Origin of the sequence: Rossellomorea aquimaris (assembly GCF_003315075.1) — a bacterium.
Taxonomy (GTDB): Bacteria; Bacillota; Bacilli; order Bacillales; family Bacillaceae_B; genus Rossellomorea; species Rossellomorea aquimaris_C.
Genome location: NZ_QNRJ01000028.1, coordinates 22,504 through 41,000 on the forward strand (window position 1 = coordinate 22,504; position 18,497 = coordinate 41,000).

The 18,497-nt window shown below is 42.5% G+C and carries 17 protein-coding genes; 16 read left to right on the top strand and 1 reads right to left on the bottom strand.

From position 1 onward, the window contains the following. Positions 1-86: 86 nt before the first annotated feature. A complete protein-coding gene (locus tag DET59_RS19835; RefSeq protein ID WP_113971330.1) occupies positions 87-941 on the bottom strand; it encodes a DNA endonuclease in 855 nt (284 codons plus the stop codon). 146 nt (positions 942-1,087) lie between these two features. Between DET59_RS19835 and flaG the strand changes: the two genes are divergently transcribed. From flaG to DET59_RS19915, 16 genes are all read left to right on the top strand, one after another. Continuing rightward, positions 1,088-1,447 carry a flagellar protein FlaG gene (gene flaG / locus DET59_RS19840; RefSeq protein ID WP_113971331.1) on the top strand — a complete coding sequence of 120 codons (360 nt, stop codon included), beginning with the start codon at positions 1,088-1,090 and terminating at the stop codon, positions 1,445-1,447. A 15-nt stretch (positions 1,448-1,462) separates the two neighbouring features. Then, the gene (locus tag DET59_RS19845) at positions 1,463-2,992 is read left to right on the top strand and encodes a flagellar hook-associated protein 2 (protein ID WP_113971332.1); all 1,530 of its coding nucleotides are present in this window, start codon (positions 1,463-1,465) and stop codon (positions 2,990-2,992) included. 22 nt (positions 2,993-3,014) lie between these two features. Continuing rightward, positions 3,015-3,419 carry a flagellar export chaperone FliS gene (fliS, locus tag DET59_RS19850; protein WP_113971333.1) on the top strand — a complete coding sequence of 135 codons (405 nt, stop codon included), beginning with the start codon at positions 3,015-3,017 and terminating at the stop codon, positions 3,417-3,419. Then, complete coding sequence (gene fliT, locus DET59_RS19855) at positions 3,419-3,766, top strand: flagellar protein FliT (RefSeq protein ID WP_113971334.1); 348 nt, start codon at positions 3,419-3,421, stop codon at positions 3,764-3,766. The genes fliS and fliT overlap by 1 nt, the downstream gene beginning before the upstream one ends. An 8-nt stretch (positions 3,767-3,774) precedes the next feature. Next, the gene (locus tag DET59_RS19860; protein WP_113971335.1) at positions 3,775-4,164 is read left to right on the top strand and encodes a DUF8042 domain-containing protein; all 390 of its coding nucleotides are present in this window, start codon (positions 3,775-3,777) and stop codon (positions 4,162-4,164) included. A gap of 80 nt (positions 4,165-4,244) precedes the next feature. Then, on the top strand, positions 4,245-4,589 hold the full coding sequence (locus DET59_RS19865; RefSeq protein WP_258549750.1) for an MmcQ/YjbR family DNA-binding protein: 345 nt from the start codon (positions 4,245-4,247) through the stop codon (positions 4,587-4,589). Between the two features lie 6 nt (positions 4,590-4,595). After that, positions 4,596-5,351: an ABC transporter permease gene (locus tag DET59_RS19870; protein WP_113971337.1), complete on the top strand. Its 756-nt coding sequence runs from the start codon at positions 4,596-4,598 to the stop codon at positions 5,349-5,351. Positions 5,352-5,583: 232 nt separating this feature from the next. Then, a complete protein-coding gene (locus tag DET59_RS19875; protein ID WP_113971338.1) occupies positions 5,584-6,132 on the top strand; it encodes an REP-associated tyrosine transposase in 549 nt (182 codons plus the stop codon). A gap of 506 nt (positions 6,133-6,638) precedes the next feature. Then, a complete protein-coding gene (hpf, locus tag DET59_RS19880; RefSeq protein ID WP_113971339.1) occupies positions 6,639-7,217 on the top strand; it encodes a ribosome hibernation-promoting factor, HPF/YfiA family in 579 nt (192 codons plus the stop codon). Positions 7,218-7,329: 112 nt separating this feature from the next. Beyond that, positions 7,330-8,439: an aminopeptidase gene (locus DET59_RS19885; protein WP_113971340.1), complete on the top strand. Its 1,110-nt coding sequence runs from the start codon at positions 7,330-7,332 to the stop codon at positions 8,437-8,439. Positions 8,440-8,453: 14 nt separating this feature from the next. Next, positions 8,454-9,290: a DUF1028 domain-containing protein gene (locus DET59_RS19890; protein ID WP_113971341.1), complete on the top strand. Its 837-nt coding sequence runs from the start codon at positions 8,454-8,456 to the stop codon at positions 9,288-9,290. A gap of 138 nt (positions 9,291-9,428) precedes the next feature. Beyond that, positions 9,429-11,357 (top strand): SEC-C metal-binding domain-containing protein, encoded by a 1,929-nt coding sequence (locus DET59_RS19895; RefSeq protein ID WP_181778248.1) that lies wholly within the window; start codon positions 9,429-9,431, stop codon positions 11,355-11,357. 145 nt (positions 11,358-11,502) lie between these two features. Then, positions 11,503-12,627, top strand: coding sequence for a YecA family protein (locus tag DET59_RS19900; protein ID WP_181778249.1), 1,125 nt, complete (start codon positions 11,503-11,505; stop codon positions 12,625-12,627). Between the two features lie 509 nt (positions 12,628-13,136). After that, positions 13,137-15,647, top strand: a complete 2,511-nt coding sequence (gene secA, locus DET59_RS19905; protein ID WP_113971344.1) for a preprotein translocase subunit SecA — start codon at positions 13,137-13,139, stop codon at positions 15,645-15,647. A gap of 169 nt (positions 15,648-15,816) precedes the next feature. Then, positions 15,817-16,918, top strand: a protein-coding gene (prfB, locus tag DET59_RS19910; protein WP_113971345.1) for a peptide chain release factor 2 whose coding sequence is annotated in 2 segments (ribosomal slippage) — positions 15,817-15,888 and positions 15,890-16,918 — 1,101 coding nt in all. Because the reading frame shifts where the segments join, the coding sequence is not laid out codon by codon here. A gap of 547 nt (positions 16,919-17,465) precedes the next feature. After that, positions 17,466-18,338 carry a YitT family protein gene (locus tag DET59_RS19915; protein ID WP_181778250.1) on the top strand — a complete coding sequence of 291 codons (873 nt, stop codon included), beginning with the start codon at positions 17,466-17,468 and terminating at the stop codon, positions 18,336-18,338. Positions 18,339-18,497: the final 159 nt, after the last annotated feature.

Consider the following 18,497-nt stretch of genomic DNA (forward strand, 5'->3'; position numbering starts at 1 on the left):
GAGTTTTACAACTTCTTCGTTAATTTTAAATTGTTTAAGAGAGACTCTAAGCTTCCTGGAGTCTCTCTTTTTAATGTCACTAACAATTATAATAACCTTCCACTCCGTAATTCTCTTAGTTTGTATACTACCGACCAATAGCTTCTACATAAAGTTTTGGCAATCTCTATATCTTTAACACCACTTTTCTTCAGGAATATCATTTTTCTTACTTCTTCTGCGGTATAATTCTTGAATCTATTGGGGGAAGAAGCTATGATTTGATAATTGGGATATTGTTCTAAAAACTTATTTTCCTCCTGTTTTAGCCTCCATTCCCAATTAGACTTATAGTACATACTTTCACATGTCAAAGTAATGGGCGAAAGTAAGTTCAAGAAATTGTATGTTAAGTCTGTTGAGGTTCCTTTTAAAACATAACCATGACCATCTCTTCTTTTACTTAGTTTGAATTCAATATGAAATGTATTTAAAATGTGTTGCTGTAGTACTTCAAGTTCCTTCTGAGTGTAATTTTGAAGGTATAAGTATATATGAGGGGTTAAGTAAATCTTCTTGTTTCGATGATTAATTCTTTTAGAGATTGATAGAGAGCCGTCGTCAAGATAAAGTGCTGTTAAGAAATAGGGGGAGGTACAATATTTCAGAAGCTTTAATGGGATTTGTTTAGAGTAATTATTGTAGAAGTATGGAAATAGCTCAGTGAAGAGGGGACTAGACTTTGAACGCATGGTTTGGCTTTTCTTTGTAAGGTAGAAGAGATCTGGGAAAAATGAAGCTTTCCACATTCGGTAGTTTTCTTGTTCTACACCATAATGTTCACGGTAACTATGATTTTTTCGGCGTGAATTTGGGTAGATCTTTGTAATTTCTCCATCACCCATTATGCTCCCTACAAGTAAATTTCTTTGAATAGAAGATAGATTAAGGAACTTTTCCATTCAAAACAACTCCCTTCTATTAAGAACTTATGTTCTGTATTTATTTTACTATATTCCCTTTATGGAAACAAAATAAAGCCTATTCTGCCTAAACTTTCCCCACCAACCACCGATATAATCCATATAACCTTCAGGAGGATCAAAAGATGATTGATAAAGTGACAGGCGGAGTTTCAGGAGTACAATCATTTACTAGATTAGAGAATCAAACCAGTGAAGAAGTGAAACAAATTCAAGCGCAGGAACGACACCATGAAGAAACTAAAACCAAAGAACCTGTCACCAAACAAAAATTGGAAGATGTCGTTCATGGGATGAATGAGTTTATGTCCACTTCGAATACACACCTCAAATTTGAATTTCATGATAAATTGAAAGAATACTATGTGACGATTGTTGACGATCGGACGCAGGAGATAGTGAAGGAGATACCAGCAAAGAAAATGCTTGATATGCATGCCGCGATGACGGAATTTGTTGGATTGCTGGTGGATAAGAAGGTTTAATGGAAGGAGATACATATGGCTGATATGCGAATTGGTGGCCTTGCCAGTGGTATGGACACGGATCAGATCATTAAAGATTTAATGAAGGCGGAACGAATTCCTTTAGATAAATTGGAACAGAAGAAGCAATACCTTGAATGGCAACGTGATGACTACCGGGATATGAATAAGATGATGTTTGATTTTAGTAATCTTATTTTTGACGGGGTGATGAAGCAGGGGACGTATACGCAGAAAACCGTTTCTGTTTCGAACCCGAATGAGGTATCTGTTAGAAATATCAGCTCTACCACTGATTTCACTGGAACACTCAAGGTAGAGAAGCTGGCCACTGCTGCTACGATGTACAGCACTCCTATTACTCAGTTAGATGGTGGGGCATTTGATTCTAAAAAGAAGTTGAGTGATTCCTTTGGGTTGACTGGTGAGCAAAGCATTAAGGTCAAAGCCATTAAAGCGGATGGAACGATGGCGGCTGATTTTACCGAAATCAAGTTTAATGCTGGAGACGAAACGTTAGATAGTTTAATCTCTAAGGTCAATGCTCAAACAGGCGTGACGATGTTTTACGACCAACAAACCAAGCAAATGTCGGTTATGAGTAAGAACACTGGAAGCAATGAAAGTGGAGCAGAAATTGAGCTTCAGGGTGATTTATTTACAAATCATTTAAAGTTAGATGGAGATAATGACATTGCTGCAAATGCCCCAGTCAGCAGGGGTTCCATCGGGGAGAATGCTATTATTACGTATAATGGTATGAAAACACAGCGTTCATCAAACACATTTAACATTAATGGATTTGAATTAACACTTAAAAATGCATCCAATACGAATGTAACTTTCGCTTCTAAACCCGACACCGACAAAATCCTGGAAAAAATCGTCAAATTCGTAGACGAATACAACAAACTAATCGAAAAAGTAAACGGCGAAGTAAACGAAAAGAAATACCGTGATTTCCAACCGTTGACGGCTGAACAAAAAGAGTCCATGGAAGAAAAAGAAATTGAATTATGGGAAGAAAAGTCCCGCAATGGTACTCTGAGAAACGATTCCGTTCTTACCTCTGGTCTTAACAAAATGCGAACCGACATGTACACACCAATATCTGGTGGATCATTAGGCATCGACCAATTAGCCCAAATCGGTATCAAAACTTCAAGTAACTACCTCGATCGAGGAAAACTGATTATTGATGAAAGCAAGCTGAAAGAAGCGATCTCAAAAGACCCGAATGCCATCTATGAGATCTTTGCTAAAGATGGTGCGACTACAAACGAACAAGGCATCGCGCGTCGATTACGTGATACGTTGAAAGATACAATGGACAGCATTGAGCAGAAAGCAGGGAAGGCTTCGAGCACCAATAATACATTTACCCTGGGACGTTTATTAAACAACATGGACAGCCAAATGGACCGTTTCCAGGACAGGCTAATCCAAGTCGAAGACCGCTACTGGCGCCAATTCACCGCCATGGAAAAAGCCATCCAGCGTTCCAACGAACAATCCATGTTCCTCATGAACCAATTCGGCGGCTAATCATAACTAAAGGAGTGTCACTATGGCCATCAACAACCCGTATGCAGCATACCAGAATAACTCGGTCAACACCGCATCACCAGGTGAACTCACCCTTATGCTCTATAACGGAAGCCTGAAATTTATTCATATCGCAAAAAAAGCCATTGAAGAAAAAAATATTGAACTGAAAAATACCAATATACAAAAGACCCAGGCCATCGTGAATGAGTTGATGGTGACATTAAACACGGATCTTGAAGTCTCTCAAAACCTTATGTCCCTATACGACTATATTAATCGCCGCTTAACAGAAGCCAATATCAAGAATGACGCGGCGATTTTAGATGAAGTAGAAGGTCTCATCACAGACTTCCGTGATACGTGGAAAGAAGTCATTCAACTGAACCGCCAGAAGCAACATGCCGGTCAAGGTGGACAGGCGTAATGAGCTCGGTCCTTCTGTGCTATACCATCACGAAGCAATTGAAAGAAGCGTTGGAACAGGTGAACGATGAAAACAGGGAAACTACGATTGAAGAAGTGGAATCTCTTTTAGAAAAAAGGCAGAGCGTACTTGGCACCATCAAGCCGCCTTATACTCAGGATGAGCAGGAACTAGGCAAGCAGATGATTGCCTGGAACGGGCAAATCGATCGGCAACTTGCTCAGTTGCGTTTGGAAATCAAACGGGACATGAATGGCTTAACTAAGAAAAAAACGTCTGCCCAAAAATACTCAAACCCATACGAGTCTTTACAATATGATGGAATGTTCTACGATAAAAAGAAATAGGTGATTCTTTGACAACGAAACTAGATGAAAAACAGTACGAATTGGTCAGCCAATACGTCGGGATGCTCGACACAATCGAAGAAGCACTGAAATATGTGGAAGCAAGCTTCACGGACTTAAGCAAAACAGAAGGGGATCAGGTCCTATCCGATGTCTTCATGGCCATTGGTCAGATTTCAGAAAGCCATCGTCTGCTTAATGAAATATTCGATGGGCGGGAAGAAATCCAAATTGCTTTAACCGGATTTGATACCGTGACGGATCAGGCATGGAAACTGGATGGACAGTTGGATAACAACGTATTCAAACAAAGTATCGTTCAGGACAACCTGTCCCCAGCCTTTTTTGCCTGGAAAGCATCGATTGAAAACGAACTTAAACCGTATCTAACACATTAAGTCTCGAATCCCCGAGGCTTTTTTTCTTTTTCCAAAAACGCTCATGCTATAATAATAGAAAAATGCTGGAGGAAGCCGTGATGAAAAATAGTCTGGTAGATGAAATCAGAACCCTGTGCGCGACCTATCCTGAAGTCCATGAACATATAGACGGCTTCGGACACACTTCTTTCCGGGTGAAGGACAAGCCATTTGTGATCATTGGAGAGGAGAATAATCTCTCTTTATCTATTAAAACCCTCCCCACCACGCAAGAAATTTTAATCGAGCAGTCAGGCTACACAAAAGCCCCCTACATCGGAAGACACGGCTGGGTGTTAGTGGAGACTGAGGAAGTAGGCTGGCAAGCAATTAAAGGCTTGATTCACGAAGGCTATTTGAGAGTGGCACCCAAGAAACTGGCCAATCAAGTACGAAACGGATGAAGACATATGTTTAACCTTGTCACCAATGAACTTATAAAACAACTATCCCGCCCCCGCATGTGGATGTCCCTTGGAGTCATTGTATTCATCAACTCCATCGCATCCCTATTCGTCTACATGCTATTCGAAGGCATCCAATTCTCCTTCTGGGAGTATATGCGAATCAGCTCAAACCTTATCGTCGTCCTTCAAGTCTTCTGCCTCATCATAGCAGGTGACATTGTATCCAATGAGTTTTCGTCAGGCACTATCAAGCTACTGCTCATTCGTCCCATCAACCGTGTGAAAATACTGGTCTCCAAATACTTAGCCGTTGTCGTCATAGCAACCATTCTGACATCTGCCCATTTCTTATTTTCTGCGGTACTGGGCATTCTGTGGTTCTACGACAGCTTCTTTGAATTCAACGTCAACTTTTTCCTGGTGGCAGGAGCTTATGTCCTGAGATTTCTTGAACTGATCGTCATCTGTTCTGTTGCTTTCACACTGTCTGTATTGACGAGAAGTAGCTCCTTTGCCATTGGATCGACCATTTTTCTGACGTTTTCTGCAGGAACGTTCTTGATTGTCATGAATGAGCGGGGAATGGAATGGGGGAAGTATTTGTTGTTTGCGAATACAGATTTGCAGCAGTATTTCTTCGGTACACCGCCATTTGAAGGGATGACGTTTTTGTTTTCGGTAGGGGTGATTGTGGTTTATTTGATTGGGTTTGGTGGATTGGCGGGGTGGTTTTTTGGTCGGCGGGATGTGGATGTTTAGTGGATCTGTTCTATATTAGAGAGCAGGTTTTTTTTGTTTGTCTGTTAAGTTTAAGGTGATTTTGTCTGTTAAATATCACAGGTTTTTTAACAGGCAAATGTTCTAGATTATTTACCTGGATTATTTACCTGTTAAATTTCAGAGCTAATTCAACAGGCAAACTCCACGATTAGCAGGGATTTTGTATAAGCATGTCGAAGATAGAGATACCAAAAGTAGAAAGGATGTTGACATGGCGAATAGAAGAGAATGGTACCCTGGATATACCTATCATATTACGGCAAGAGGAAACCGGAGATATACCATTTTTCGCAACAAAGAAGATCGTCTCAAGTATTTAGAAATTGTAGAAGATGCAAAAGAAAAGTTCCCCTTTATTCTTCACTCCTATTGCCTCATGACCAATCATGTTCATCTCCTGATTGAAACCATCAATGAACCTCCAGGCAAGATCATTCAATATATCCATTATCGCTATGCCCGTTATTTTAATAAGAGAAATGGGTTTGAAGGCCATCTTTTTCAGGGACGTTTTAAATCAGTCATTATACGGAACAACAAGCAAATGGTCGACACAAGCTGCTATATTCACTTAAATCCTGTAAGAGCCGGTATTGCAACTGAACCCGAAAAATATCAATGGTCCAGTTATCGATCTTTTATTACTAATAGAGAGAATAAGCATGTTGATACAAGAAAGATACTCTCATTTATGAATAATGGTTCGAAAAATCATTATAAATTTTATGTGGAAATTAGGTTAAAGCAATTTAATAACTGAGGATAAGAAAACACCTGCTGAGTTTTGCAGGTGTTTCTGCGTTTTGACCTTAACAAATGAATACAATTTTTAATTTGCCTGTTAAATATGACTGGAAATTTAACAGTTGAAATTCTAATACTATTTAACAGGCAAACTTATTGAGATATTTAACAGGCAAAAAAAGAACAAGATCCAACTGACAAATCCACCGCTATTTTTAACAGTTAAACTTATTTCTCCCTTCACAAATCCGCCCCAAACCATTCACAAATCCTCCAAATTCCCCCCGTTTAATCCCCTCCAAAAGTGAGAAAATAATAATATAAAGAGTGAAAGGTGAATCCTACATACTCGCAATCATCACCTCACTCTTTCATTCTCCGATCCCTTATCCATCAACACTCTCGACACCATATTACAAACTTTACGAAAAATTGACAAAAAATTTAGAAAGTTTAAGAAGGATAATTCAAGGGAATGGAGAATATATAAACATAGCTTTATTTTTAAAAGGAGGAGTTTACATGTTGAACTACAACATTCGAGGCGAGAACATTGAGGTAACTCCAGCGATTCGCGAACACGTGGAGAAGAAGATTGGCAAGTTAGACCGTTACTTTAATGAAACTCCTGATGCAAATGTACATGTTAATTTAAAAGTGTATCCTGATAAAAATACGAAAACTGAAGTGACTATTCCAATGCCGCAATTAGTGTTACGTGCAGAGGAACGCAACACGGATATGTATGCGGCCATTGATCTGATTGTAGATAAATTGGAGCGTCAAATTCGCAAACATAAAACAAGAGTGAACCGTAAGATGCGTGAAAAGGGCAGCCCGAAGGAGTTCTTCGCGGCTCAGGAAGATCTGAATCATGTTTCTCCGAATGGCGCAGCTGCCGTTGAACTGGAGGAAGAGGACGATACGGAAGTAGTAAGAACGAAGCAATTCAATCTTAAGCCGATGGACAGCGAAGAAGCGATCCTTCAGATGAATATGCTGGGTCACACATTCTTCATCTTCACAGACGCAGAGACAAACGCAACGAATATTGTGTACAAGCGTCGTGACGGGAAGTATGGCTTGATCGAAACAAACTAATAACCTTAAATCCTGCGGTCAATGCGACTGCAGGATTTTTTATAATCAAAAGGAGGTTTTTTCCATTTTTTTGTCGAAGTTTGAAGGTAGACAAAATTTAGGGGGATACCAAGTGAGAGATCCACGATTAGAGAAGTTGGCAGAAGTGCTGCTGACTCATTCGTTAGCATTAAAAGAAGGAGAAAAACTCTTTATTGCAGGTGAGCATTCCACGAAACCACTTGTAAAGGAGCTTCTCCAGAAAGCGTATGAGATGGGAGTGATTCCATATTATGAGCTGGGTGATCAGGAATTAATGAGGATCATGGCCACTCATGCGAAACCGGAACAGATGATTCTTCAAAATAAATGGAGTATGGAAAAATATCAGGATATCGACGCGTTTCTCAGTATTTCAAGCGAAGCAAACGACGCAGAGATGAGCGAGGTACCGGCCGAACAGTGGCAGCTCCTCATGCCGCATATGAAAGAATCCAATGACTATCTCATTCAAAATAAGAAATGGGTTCTATTAAACTATCCAAACCCGTCACTCGCCCAGAAAGCAAAGATGAGTTATGACACGTTTTTCGATTATCTTCTGGAAGTCTGTACGGTGGATTACAAGCAGATGGAAGAAGCCCAGAAGCCTCTTAAAGAGCTGATGGATCAAACCGATAAAGTACGGATTACCGGCGAAGGGACGGACCTTACGTTTTCCATCAAGGATATTCCGTCTGTCATGTGCTTTGGAGAACGGAATATTCCGGACGGGGAAGTGTATACAGCTCCTGTGAAGGATAGTGTAAATGGGACGATTACATACAATACGCCGATACTGTACCGCGGATTTTCTTTTGACAATGTTTCTTTGACGTTTGAAAAAGGGAAGATTGTGAAGGCAACGGCTGATAAAACGAAGGAACTGAACGATATTCTGGATACAGATGAAGGGGCCCGTTTCATTGGGGAGTTTGCTCTTGGTGTGAATCCGAAGATCAATGAGCCGATGCTGGATATTTTATTTGATGAAAAAATAAACGGAAGCTTCCATTTCACACCAGGACAGGCCTATGAAGGGGCCGATAATGGAAACCGTTCGAATGTACATTGGGATATGGTCTGTATCCAGCGTCCGGAATATGGCGGAGGAGAAATTTACTTCGATGATGTTTTAATTCGGAAAGATGGGTTATTTGTAGTAGAAGAGCTAAAAGGATTGAATCCTGACGCTTTAATTTAAAGGAGGACTTCACCATGACGTATTCCATTGTAGGTTATGACCCGGAAGAGAAAGAGTGGGGGATTGCGGTACAGTCCAAATTCCTCGGTGTTGGTTCTGTCGTACCTTTTGCGAAAGCGGGTGTGGGAGCCGTGGCCACTCAGTCTTACGCGAATACTTCGTACGGGCCCCATGCACTTCAACTGATGGAGGAAGGGAAGACTGCAGAGGAAGCGCTGGATATCATCACAAAGGATGATCCCGAGCGTCCATTACGCCAAGTTGGGTTGATCGATGCATGTGGGAATCCCGCCACATTCACTGGAGAGGGCTGCTATGATTGGGCCGGGGGACAAACTGGAAAACACTTTGCTGCTCAAGGTAATATTTTAGTAGATGAGAATACGGTAAAAGCGATGGCAGAGACATTTGAGTCGACGACCGGATCTCTTGCTGAACGATTACTCCATGCACTCGATGCCGGGCAGGACGCTGGTGGTGATTCCCGTGGCATGCAGTCTGCTGCGCTGCTAGTAGTGAAGGAAAACGGTGGATATGGTGGCTTCAATGATCGGTACATTGATCTTAGGGTGGATGATCACGTGTCTCCCATTAAGGAATTGAAACGAATCTACTCCATGCATCAGCTCTATTTTCAAGAGTCAGAGCCTGGTAGAGTCGTATTGCTGGAAGGTGAAATCCTTGATGAAGTGGAGCGGGAACTCACCCGTCTTGGCTATGCAAAAGAAAGACAGTCCCTTCATAAAAGCCTGAAAGACTATCTTCATACTGAAAACTTTGAAATGCGGGCGCAGGATGAGAATTATATTGATCTGGATGTGTTGGATTATATGAAGAAACAAGGCAGATAATAGAGAGGCTCTTCTCAGAGGATAGGTATTATCTTGAGAAGGGCTATTTTTTTTGAGATTCTATAATTGATTCACTGTATGTTGTCATAGTATAGGGGATATAATAGATTCATAATGAATAGAATGGGGTGGAGAGTGTTGACTGATGTTGGCCGAAATGATCCGTGCCCTTGTGGAAGCGGAAAGAAATATAAAAAATGTTGCGGCGGGGGGAATGTCGCTCAGTTGGATCATCTGATTCTTGAGGATCTGGAGCGGGTTTTTGCGAATGTACTTGATTTTGCATACGAGAGGTTTGAATGGAAGCTCGAGCAGGAAAAACAAAAGGTTACCAGACAACTAAGTTCTTTTAATTATGAGACACCCGGTGGGGATTTCCTTTTTTACACATGGTTCTTGGTCGCTTTTAAAGGAAAAGATCACAGCACTATACTGGAACGTTTTATCAATGAACGATTGAACACGATCCCCCGTACAAGAGTCCGGGACGTTGTAAGTAGATGGGATTCATTTGCATTTGTCGTCGGGGAAGTGAAGGAAAACGATGGTGGCAGGATGCTGGTTGAGGATTTCATGAGCAGCGAACGGTTCGAATTCAAGGGAGTGGATTTGTCTTTTGCGATAGGAGAGACAGTGTTCACAGCTGCCATGCCTTATGAAAATGGTCAGTTTGTGGCATTTTCTACATTTTTCAACTTTGACCCCGACATTACGAAGCTTGCCAAAAAAATCGTCGGGGATCTCTATGAAGATTCTTCGAGGGATTTGCAAGGGTTTTACAGAGAGAATTTTCTGCGATTAATCGATTCCGTGTTTGAAAAAATGCACGATGAAGAGGATTTAAGTGTTGATTCCTTCACTTGGAGAAATGATCTGGAAGAAAATGCTGGTCGAAAGCTTTACTCGTTTGTAATGGACAATAATCATCAAGAGGAATGGGCGTATTTGATCACAAAGTATTTAAATGATTATTTTCAAACGGCGTCAACCAGAATCCGGAATCCACGCATTTATGCGGCGGCTCTTTATTATATGTGCAGCGAAGTATTACCGGTTCTTCAGTTTACTCAAAAGGAACTTGGAACGTTCTTTGACGTCTCGGCTGCAAGTATTTCAAATCGTTCTTATACGATCGATGAAGCGATTGGAGAGAAGATGGCCTATGATTTTTCGATGTTGCGGCAGGGTGTAGGACCCTCTCTTTCGTTCCGATACGGAAACGATCCGGCTCCGACAGAGAAAACGATGTGGGAAATCATGGTGGTGACAGAGAAAAGTGAAGATGTAGATCTGGATCAAGTAATAAGGCAGACTCGTGAAGGTGGAATCAGACTTCCTGAGTTAACTCATAAAGAAAAAGCTCAGCAGTTGATTTATGAAGGATTTGACGCTCAGCCACCTGAAAGGTATACCCTTTGTGAAAAAGCTTTGAAAGTCGATCCGGATTGCGCGGATGCTTATAATCTATTAGCTGAAAAAGAAAAGAAGATGGAAACGAAGCTCCAGCTTCTGGAGAAAGGCATGGGACTTGCCAAGGAAGAAATCAGGGATTGTTTTCACGATGGGACGCCGTTTTGGAAGTATGTCAGGACCAGGCCTTATATGAGATTGACCTTTAACCTTGCCCTTGCTATGAAGGATGCTTCCAGATATGATGAGGCGATTCATTATATGAAGCAGTTGATGAAGTTGAATGCTGAGGATAATCAGGGTGTACGATATGAATTGATTCCTTTATTAATAGCTACAGGGAAGAAAAGAGAAGTAGAAGATCTGTTGAATAGGTACAAGGAAGATTATGCGTATGCTTACTATATAGAGTTTTTTATGGGTATCTACTTTGAAAAGGGAAATGTGAAAGAGAAAGCGGATGGGGCAGTGGACGAAAACCCTTTTGCAATGGCCTATATGACAGGAGTCTGGCCATTACCGGATGAGTTACCCCGGACGTATGCGCCTGGAAGCGAAGAAGAGGGCATGGTCATCGCGAAACAGACGGACGTTTTATGGAAAGAACAGGATCTATTTCTTACTATTATTGAAAAAGAAGGTTCACTCAGGAAGTAGATGAACTTCCACTTATAAGGGTGAAGAACCAATCCAAAACCGATTGGTTCTTTTTTCTTGTTCTAAAACAGTTTAAGGAACGCTCGAAATGTTATATAATGAACATTTGTGCACGGGACTCAAGAAGTTGGAGGTAAATACAAACATGAGTACAGTCGGAAGAAACGAACCATGCCCATGTGGCAGTGGGAAAAAATATAAGAAATGTTGTGAAAAAGAAAATGTTGTGAATATAGATACGCTGGTGAGTCAGGAGCTTGATGTGCTTCAGGCGCAGCTCTATGATTATATTGCTACGGCACAGTCAACGGAGATGGAAGAATCCTATCACCACTACCTGGCGAAAATGGATTTGATGCAAGCGGATCCGGATATTTATGAAATGGCATTTGTCAGCTGGTACGGAGCGACTCAAAAGGATGCTGACGGTGTTCGTTTGATCGAACGCTTTGTAAATAAGCAGTTGAGCACGGTTACTCGTCCTCAAACAGCTGAAGTACTGGAGTCATGGAAAAACGTTCGTGTGACGGCAGGTACTGTAGAGAAGCTGGATGACCATACGTTACGTGTGGAAGAAGCCATCACGGGTGATGTACTGATGGTAACGGAAAAGTTCGGTACGTTAGAAGAGAATAGTTTCTTCTTGGGGCTATTGTTGCCGAATGGGGAGACGTATCTTCCATTCGCTCAATATTTCATTTATCCTGCGATTGAGAAAGCAGCGATGGAACTGGTGAAGATCCGATTTGAACAAGGTGAGTTTAAGAGTCTGTATGATTACTTATCAGGTCAGTACCTGGAAATCGCGGATGTCGGATTCGTTCTTTATAGTGCAGAGAAGAAGAAGGCCGGAAAAGCAGCAGCATCTGCTACGGATGAAACAGATACTTCCAAGGATTCGGATAAGCAATCCGAAGAAGCGATCGAAGGAGTAGAAATCTGGAAAACCCCGGAATACGTTGAAGCGATCACATCCCTTCAAAAATTCCTCACTGAAAAAGGGGAAGACAAAAAAGAAAGTGAAATGCTCGTAGCCGTATTGGAAAAATACTTCTACACAGAGCGCCCAACGATCCGAAATCCGAAAATCTACTCCGGAGCACTGGTGGACTTGGCGAAAAACATCGACGAAATCAATATCCGCCACGTCCAAAAAGAACTGGCAGATTACTTCGATGTCTCCGCCAACAGCATCTCCAGACGAAGTAAACAAATCTGGGAAAGCTACCAGGACACCGTCTACGAACTCCTGAAAGCAACAAAAGCCTGACCATTCAAATACACAACACCTAAAAGTCGTCTGCATAGACGGCTTTTTTGTTTTTGAGGGACTGTTTTTGAGGGACCGACCTCACTTTCCACCAATTATATGTGGAATTGCAATAAAGTCGCCAACTCTAGACGGATTTATGTAGTAGGTGAGGTCCGTCCCTCGTACCTGAATCGACGCCATTTCTACAGGTACGGATCCCGCATCTCATGAGCAAACGAGGAATACCGTGTGATAGTGTATCATCCACCCTTTGAAAGAGCTGTGATCGAGAGGTCCGTCCCTCCTTGAGTTGTAACCCATATAGGATAGTGGTAAGATTGGTAGGGAATATATCGTGTTTTTGTGGGAGGATATTTGGTTTTTGTAGCGAATGGTAAGTAGAGTGATTGGAAGTGGATGGTGGTGACAATTTACACGAATTTCACATCCAAATCTCATTTTATATCGTTATACTAGTAAGGTGACGTTCGGCTCTCATTTAAACACAGATAAAGGAGCGTTTATACATGCTTGGTCTATTAAACAAAGTGTTCGATGCGAATAAAAGAGAATTAAAGAGGCTTGAAAAACTGGCTGATCAAATAGAAGAATTAGGTCCCGATATGGAGCGATTGACGGATGATGAAATCCGTGAAAGAACGGAACGATTCAAGGAACGCTATCAAAAGGGTGAAGACCTGGAAGATATGATGATTGAGGCTTTCGCTGTCGTACGGGAAGCGGCTCGCCGCGTACTGGATTTATACCCGTACCGCGTTCAGCTTATGGGTGGTGCATCCTTGCATGGCGGTAATATCTCCGAGATGAAAACCGGTGAAGGTAAAACGCTGACAGCGACTATGCCTGTTTACTTAAATGCGATCACAGGAAAAGGCGTTCACGTGATCACAGTCAACGAATACCTGGCCAGCCGTGATGCCGAGGAAATGGGCAAGTTATACAATTTCCTGGGGCTCTCTGTAGGTCTGAACTTAAACTCGATGTCCAAAGACGAAAAACGTGAAGCATACAAAGCGGATATCACGTATGGTACGAATAACGAATTCGGATTCGACTACCTTCGTGACAATATGGTCCTGTACAAAGATCAAATGGTGCAGCGTCCTCTTCATTTTGCCGTAATTGATGAGGTTGACTCGATCTTAATCGATGAAGCCCGTACACCTCTGATCATTTCCGGTAACGCACAACGTACGCCTCAGCTTTATATCCAGGCCAATGCCGTCGTACGTACCCTGAAAAAAGATGAAGATTACACATACGATGAAAAAACAAAAGGTGTTCTATTAACGGAAGACGGGATCAGCAAAGTGGAAAGAGCTTTCCACATTGATAACCTGTTTGATATCTCACATGTAACCCTTAACCACCATATCAATCAAGCATTAAAAGCTCACGTCAGCATGCACCGTGATGTGGATTATGTGGTTCAGGAAGGTGAAATCGTCATCGTTGACTCGTTCACGGGACGTCTGATGAAGGGTCGTCGTTACAGTGACGGACTTCACCAATCGATCGAGGCAAAAGAAGGTCTTGAAATCCAGAACGAAAGCATGACGATGGCAACGATTACGTTCCAGAACTACTTCCGTATGTACGAAAAGCTTTCCGGTATGACCGGTACGGCGAAAACGGAAGAAGAAGAGTTCCGTAATATCTATAATATGAACGTCATCGTGATCCCGACGAACAAGCCAATCGTTCGTGATGACCGTGCCGATTTGATTTACGCTTCTATCGAAGGGAAGTTCCTTGCTGTAGTCGAGGATATCAAAGAACGTAACGAAAAAGGACAGCCTGTACTGGTTGGTACCGTTGCCGTTGAAACGTCAGAGCTCATCTCTAAACTTTTGACGAAAAAAGGCGTACGCCATAATGTGTTAAATGCGAAAAATCATGGCCGTGAAGCGGAAATTATTTTAGAAGCTGGACAGCCTGGTGCCGTTACCATCGCGACAAACATGGCCGGCCGTGGTACGGATATCAAGCTTGGAGAAGGCGTCATCGAACGTGGAGGTCTTGCCGTTATTGGTACCGAGCGTCATGAATCACGCCGTATCGATAATCAGCTTCGTGGACGTTCCGGTCGTCAGGGTGATCCTGGTGTGACCCAGTTCTATCTCTCCATGGAAGATGAATTGATGCGCCGATTCGGCTCTGACAATATGAAGAGCATGATGGAACGCCTTGGAATGGATGATACTCAGCCAATCCAAAGTAAAATGGTCAGCCGTGCTGTAGAATCGGCTCAGAAACGAGTGGAAGGAAACAACTTCGATGCTCGTAAGCAGCTTCTGCAATACGATGATGTTTTACGTCAACAACGTGAAATCATCTATAACCAGCGTTATGAAGTAATCGACTCAGAAAACCTTCGTGAAATCGTTGAGGGAATGATCAAATCAGCCATCGAACGTCAGGTAGCAGCCCATACAGCAGAAGAAGACATGGAAAACTGGAACCTTCAGGGCATCGTTGATTATGTGAACGCGAATCTTCTTCCTGAAAACGACGTGACAGTTGATGATCTTCGCGGTAAAGAGCCTGAAGAAATGATGGATCTGATCTATGAAGATGTGAAGCACCGTTACGATGAAAAAGAAGAAGAACTTACGCCGGAGCAAATGCGCGAGTTTGAAAAAGTCATCCTGCTTCGTGCTGTTGATACGAAATGGATTGACCATATCGATGCAATGGATCAATTGCGTCAAGGTATCCACCTTCGTGCCTACGGTCAAACCGACCCACTGCGTGAATACCAGCATGAAGGATTCGCCATGTTCGAAAGCATGGTACTCGCAATCGAAGAAGACGTGGCGAAATACGTCATGAAAGCTGAAATCCGCAACAATCTTGAACGTCAGGAAGTAGCCAAAGGCCAAGCGGTGAACCCGAAAGAAGAAGGCGGCAAGGCTAAGAAACAACCAGTCCGCAAGCAAGAAGACGTAGGGCGCAACGAACCATGCCCATGCGGAAGCGGCAAAAAATACAAACACTGCCACGGCATAACTGGATAAATAAAAGAGATGCTACCTGGCGCTTATATTGATAAAATAAGCGCCAGGTACTTTTCCGTTTTTTATGGCCTGGTATAGAGAAATTATTGTAAAAGGTACATTTCGTGGAACCAGATACAAACAACAAAATCCAAATGTTCAACCCAAATAACTATAGAGGTGACCACTCATGGAACTATCAGAAATCAGAGCAGAGTTAGAAAAATCAGCTAAAACATTAGCGGACTTCAGGGGGTCTCTTTGACTTAGAAAACAAAGAGGCCAGAATTCAAGAGCTTGACGAAATCATGGTTCAACCCGACTTCTGGGATGACCAGCAAAAAGCCCAAGGGTTAATCAATGAAGGAAACGGTTTGAAGGATCTTGTAAATGAGTACAAATCATTGGTTGAATCCCATGAAAACCTTGAGCTTACACTTGAACTTATCAAAGAAGAACCGGACGAAGATCTTCAAAATGACCTTGAAGAGGAACTGGCTGATTTGGTCAAACGATTAAATGACTACGAACTTCAGCTTCTTCTAAGCGAAGAACATGATAAGAATAACGCGATTCTTGAACTGCATCCCGGGGCAGGTGGAACCGAGTCTCAGGACTGGGGCTCTATGCTTCTACGTATGTACACTCGTTGGGGAGAAAAACGAGGTTTCAAAGTAGAAACCCTTGATTATCTTCCTGGAGATGAAGCAGGCATCAAGAGTGTGACCCTTGCCATAAAAGGTCACAATGCGTACGGTTACTTAAAGGCTGAAAAAGGCGTTCACCGTCTTGTTCGTATTTCACCATTCGATTCTTCAGGGCGTCGTCACACTTCCTTCGTGTCTTGCGAAGTCATGCCTGAGTTTAATGAAGAAATCGAGATCGAAATCCGTACGGAAGACCTTAAAATCGATACGTACCGTGCAAGTGGCGCCGGTGGACAGCACATCAATACGACAGACTCGGCTGTCCGTATCACTCACTTACCGACGAATGTCGTGGTAACCTGCCAATCTGAACGTTCTCAGATCAAGAACCGTGAGTCAGCCATGAAAATGCTGAAAGCGAAGCTCTACCAAAAGCGAATCGAAGAGCAGGAGCAGGAGCTTGCCGAAATTCGTGGAGAGCAAAAGGAAATCGGATGGGGAAGCCAGATCCGTTCCTACGTATTCCACCCATACTCCATGGTCAAAGACCACAGAACCAACACAGAATCAGGAAACGTACAAGGCGTCATGGACGGAGACATCGACCCATTCATCAACGCATACCTTCGTTCCAAAATTCAATAACCATACCCAAGCTGGATCCTCCATTTAATTGGAGGATCCAGCTTTTTTTTGAGGGACGGACCTCAAAAAGCGATTCGTTCCTTCCATTATATGTATAAAAATGAGCAAAGAATATCGTTTACATACACGAATAAGCAAACGCAGACTACCGGTATCATCACTTATTGCAGAAAGCGGAATCCAATTCACTGTTGCAGAAATCAGAAATTCAGCTGTGAAGCAACGCACTATTCAAGGTCCGTCCCTCACCACCATAACGCCCCAACTTATTAATGCTTTACCACGTTATTGAAGTGTCATTTACACCTCCAAGTACCCATGCTATACTCTCAAAGGTTGATACAGAGCGTGTTTGAAGGGTGGAGAAGTGAATTTTCACCTGGTTCATACATAGGTATTTCAACTATATCAAGCGAAATTTATGAGTAATCTTCATCCGCAGAGGTTCACGGCATGACCAATTAAAGGTCCGTCCCTCTGCATACTCTGCATAAAGGAAGAGGTTGTACTCATACTATAAATACATAGGTTAAAGGAGTCGTACTGGATGGGTTTGAAAGAGAGGCGTCGTGGGCAGGCATTTAATCCGCGGAAAGAGAAGTTGTTAGAGTATTTGTTTGTTGTGGTGGGGTCAACGATTGTGGCCCTTGCGTTTAATGTGTTCTTGTTGCCGAATGAGGTGGCTTCAGGAGGGGTAAGTGGGATATCGACCATCCTGAAAGGTGTATTTGATTGGAAGCCTGCCTTTGTTCAGTGGGCATTTAATATTCCGTTGTTTATTGCAGGGTTAATCTTCCTGGGTCTTCAATTTGGCGTGAAAACAGCCATCGGTACGGTTTTCCTGCCGCTGGTCGTATATTTATCAGAAGACTGGAAGCCGTGGACGGAAGATCCCCTGCTGGGCGCTTTATTCGGCGGAATTGGTGTAGGACTGGGGTTGGGAATCGTCTTTCGAGGTAAAGCGTCTACAGGAGGGACGGACCTGGCAGCACAGATTGTAAACAAATTCACCGGGTTGTCCTTGGGAACGTGTGTCGCGCTGATCGATGGGATGATTGTTCTTTCTGCTGCGATCGTGTTTGATATCGAACGTGGCTTATATGCTCTTATCGGTCTCTATGTGACAAGTAAAACGATTGATTTAGTCCAGGTCGGCATCAGCCGTTCAAAAATGGCACTTATTATTACAAACAGACAGGAAGAAGTTCGTGAAGGAATCCTGAATAAAATTGATCGTGGTGTGACAAAACTATCTGCATACGGTGGTTATACGGACGATGAGCGCCCGATCCTTATGTGTGTGGTCGATCAAACAGAATTCACAAAACTGAAACAACTGGTCAAAACCATTGACCCATCTGCTTTCGTCGTCACAATGGACGCTTCAGAGGTGTTAGGTGAAGGTTTCAAACGGGTTTAACCTTGGTATAATTATGTAATAGAGGGACGGACCTCAATACTTTCCGTTACTCTTAAAATGTGTTGGTAGTGTCAAAAAACTTATGAAAAGTTGTAAAGGGCACTATCTTTAACCCCAAAGTAAGGTTCTTGGTCGCCGCAATCGCTCTTGACAAACACG

Excerpts from the sequence above, each read along its gene's own strand:
- DET59_RS19835 (WP_113971330.1), bottom strand. The coding sequence starts at position 941 with ATGGAAAAGTTCCTTAATCTATCTTCTATTCAAAGAAATTTACTTGTA.
- flaG (WP_113971331.1), top strand. The coding sequence starts at position 1,088 with ATGATTGATAAAGTGACAGGCGGAGTTTCAGGAGTACAATCATTTACT.
- DET59_RS19845 (WP_113971332.1), top strand. The coding sequence starts at position 1,463 with ATGGCTGATATGCGAATTGGTGGCCTTGCCAGTGGTATGGACACGGAT.
- fliS (WP_113971333.1), top strand. The coding sequence starts at position 3,015 with ATGGCCATCAACAACCCGTATGCAGCATACCAGAATAACTCGGTCAAC.
- fliT (WP_113971334.1), top strand. The coding sequence starts at position 3,419 with ATGAGCTCGGTCCTTCTGTGCTATACCATCACGAAGCAATTGAAAGAA.
- DET59_RS19865 (WP_258549750.1), top strand. The coding sequence starts at position 4,245 with ATGAAAAATAGTCTGGTAGATGAAATCAGAACCCTGTGCGCGACCTAT.
- DET59_RS19870 (WP_113971337.1), top strand. The coding sequence starts at position 4,596 with ATGTTTAACCTTGTCACCAATGAACTTATAAAACAACTATCCCGCCCC.
- DET59_RS19875 (WP_113971338.1), top strand. The coding sequence starts at position 5,584 with ATGGCGAATAGAAGAGAATGGTACCCTGGATATACCTATCATATTACG.
- hpf (WP_113971339.1), top strand. The coding sequence starts at position 6,639 with ATGTTGAACTACAACATTCGAGGCGAGAACATTGAGGTAACTCCAGCG.
- DET59_RS19890 (WP_113971341.1), top strand. The coding sequence starts at position 8,454 with ATGACGTATTCCATTGTAGGTTATGACCCGGAAGAGAAAGAGTGGGGG.
- DET59_RS19900 (WP_181778249.1), top strand. The coding sequence starts at position 11,503 with ATGAGTACAGTCGGAAGAAACGAACCATGCCCATGTGGCAGTGGGAAA.
- secA (WP_113971344.1), top strand. The coding sequence starts at position 13,137 with ATGCTTGGTCTATTAAACAAAGTGTTCGATGCGAATAAAAGAGAATTA.
- DET59_RS19915 (WP_181778250.1), top strand. The coding sequence starts at position 17,466 with ATGGGTTTGAAAGAGAGGCGTCGTGGGCAGGCATTTAATCCGCGGAAA.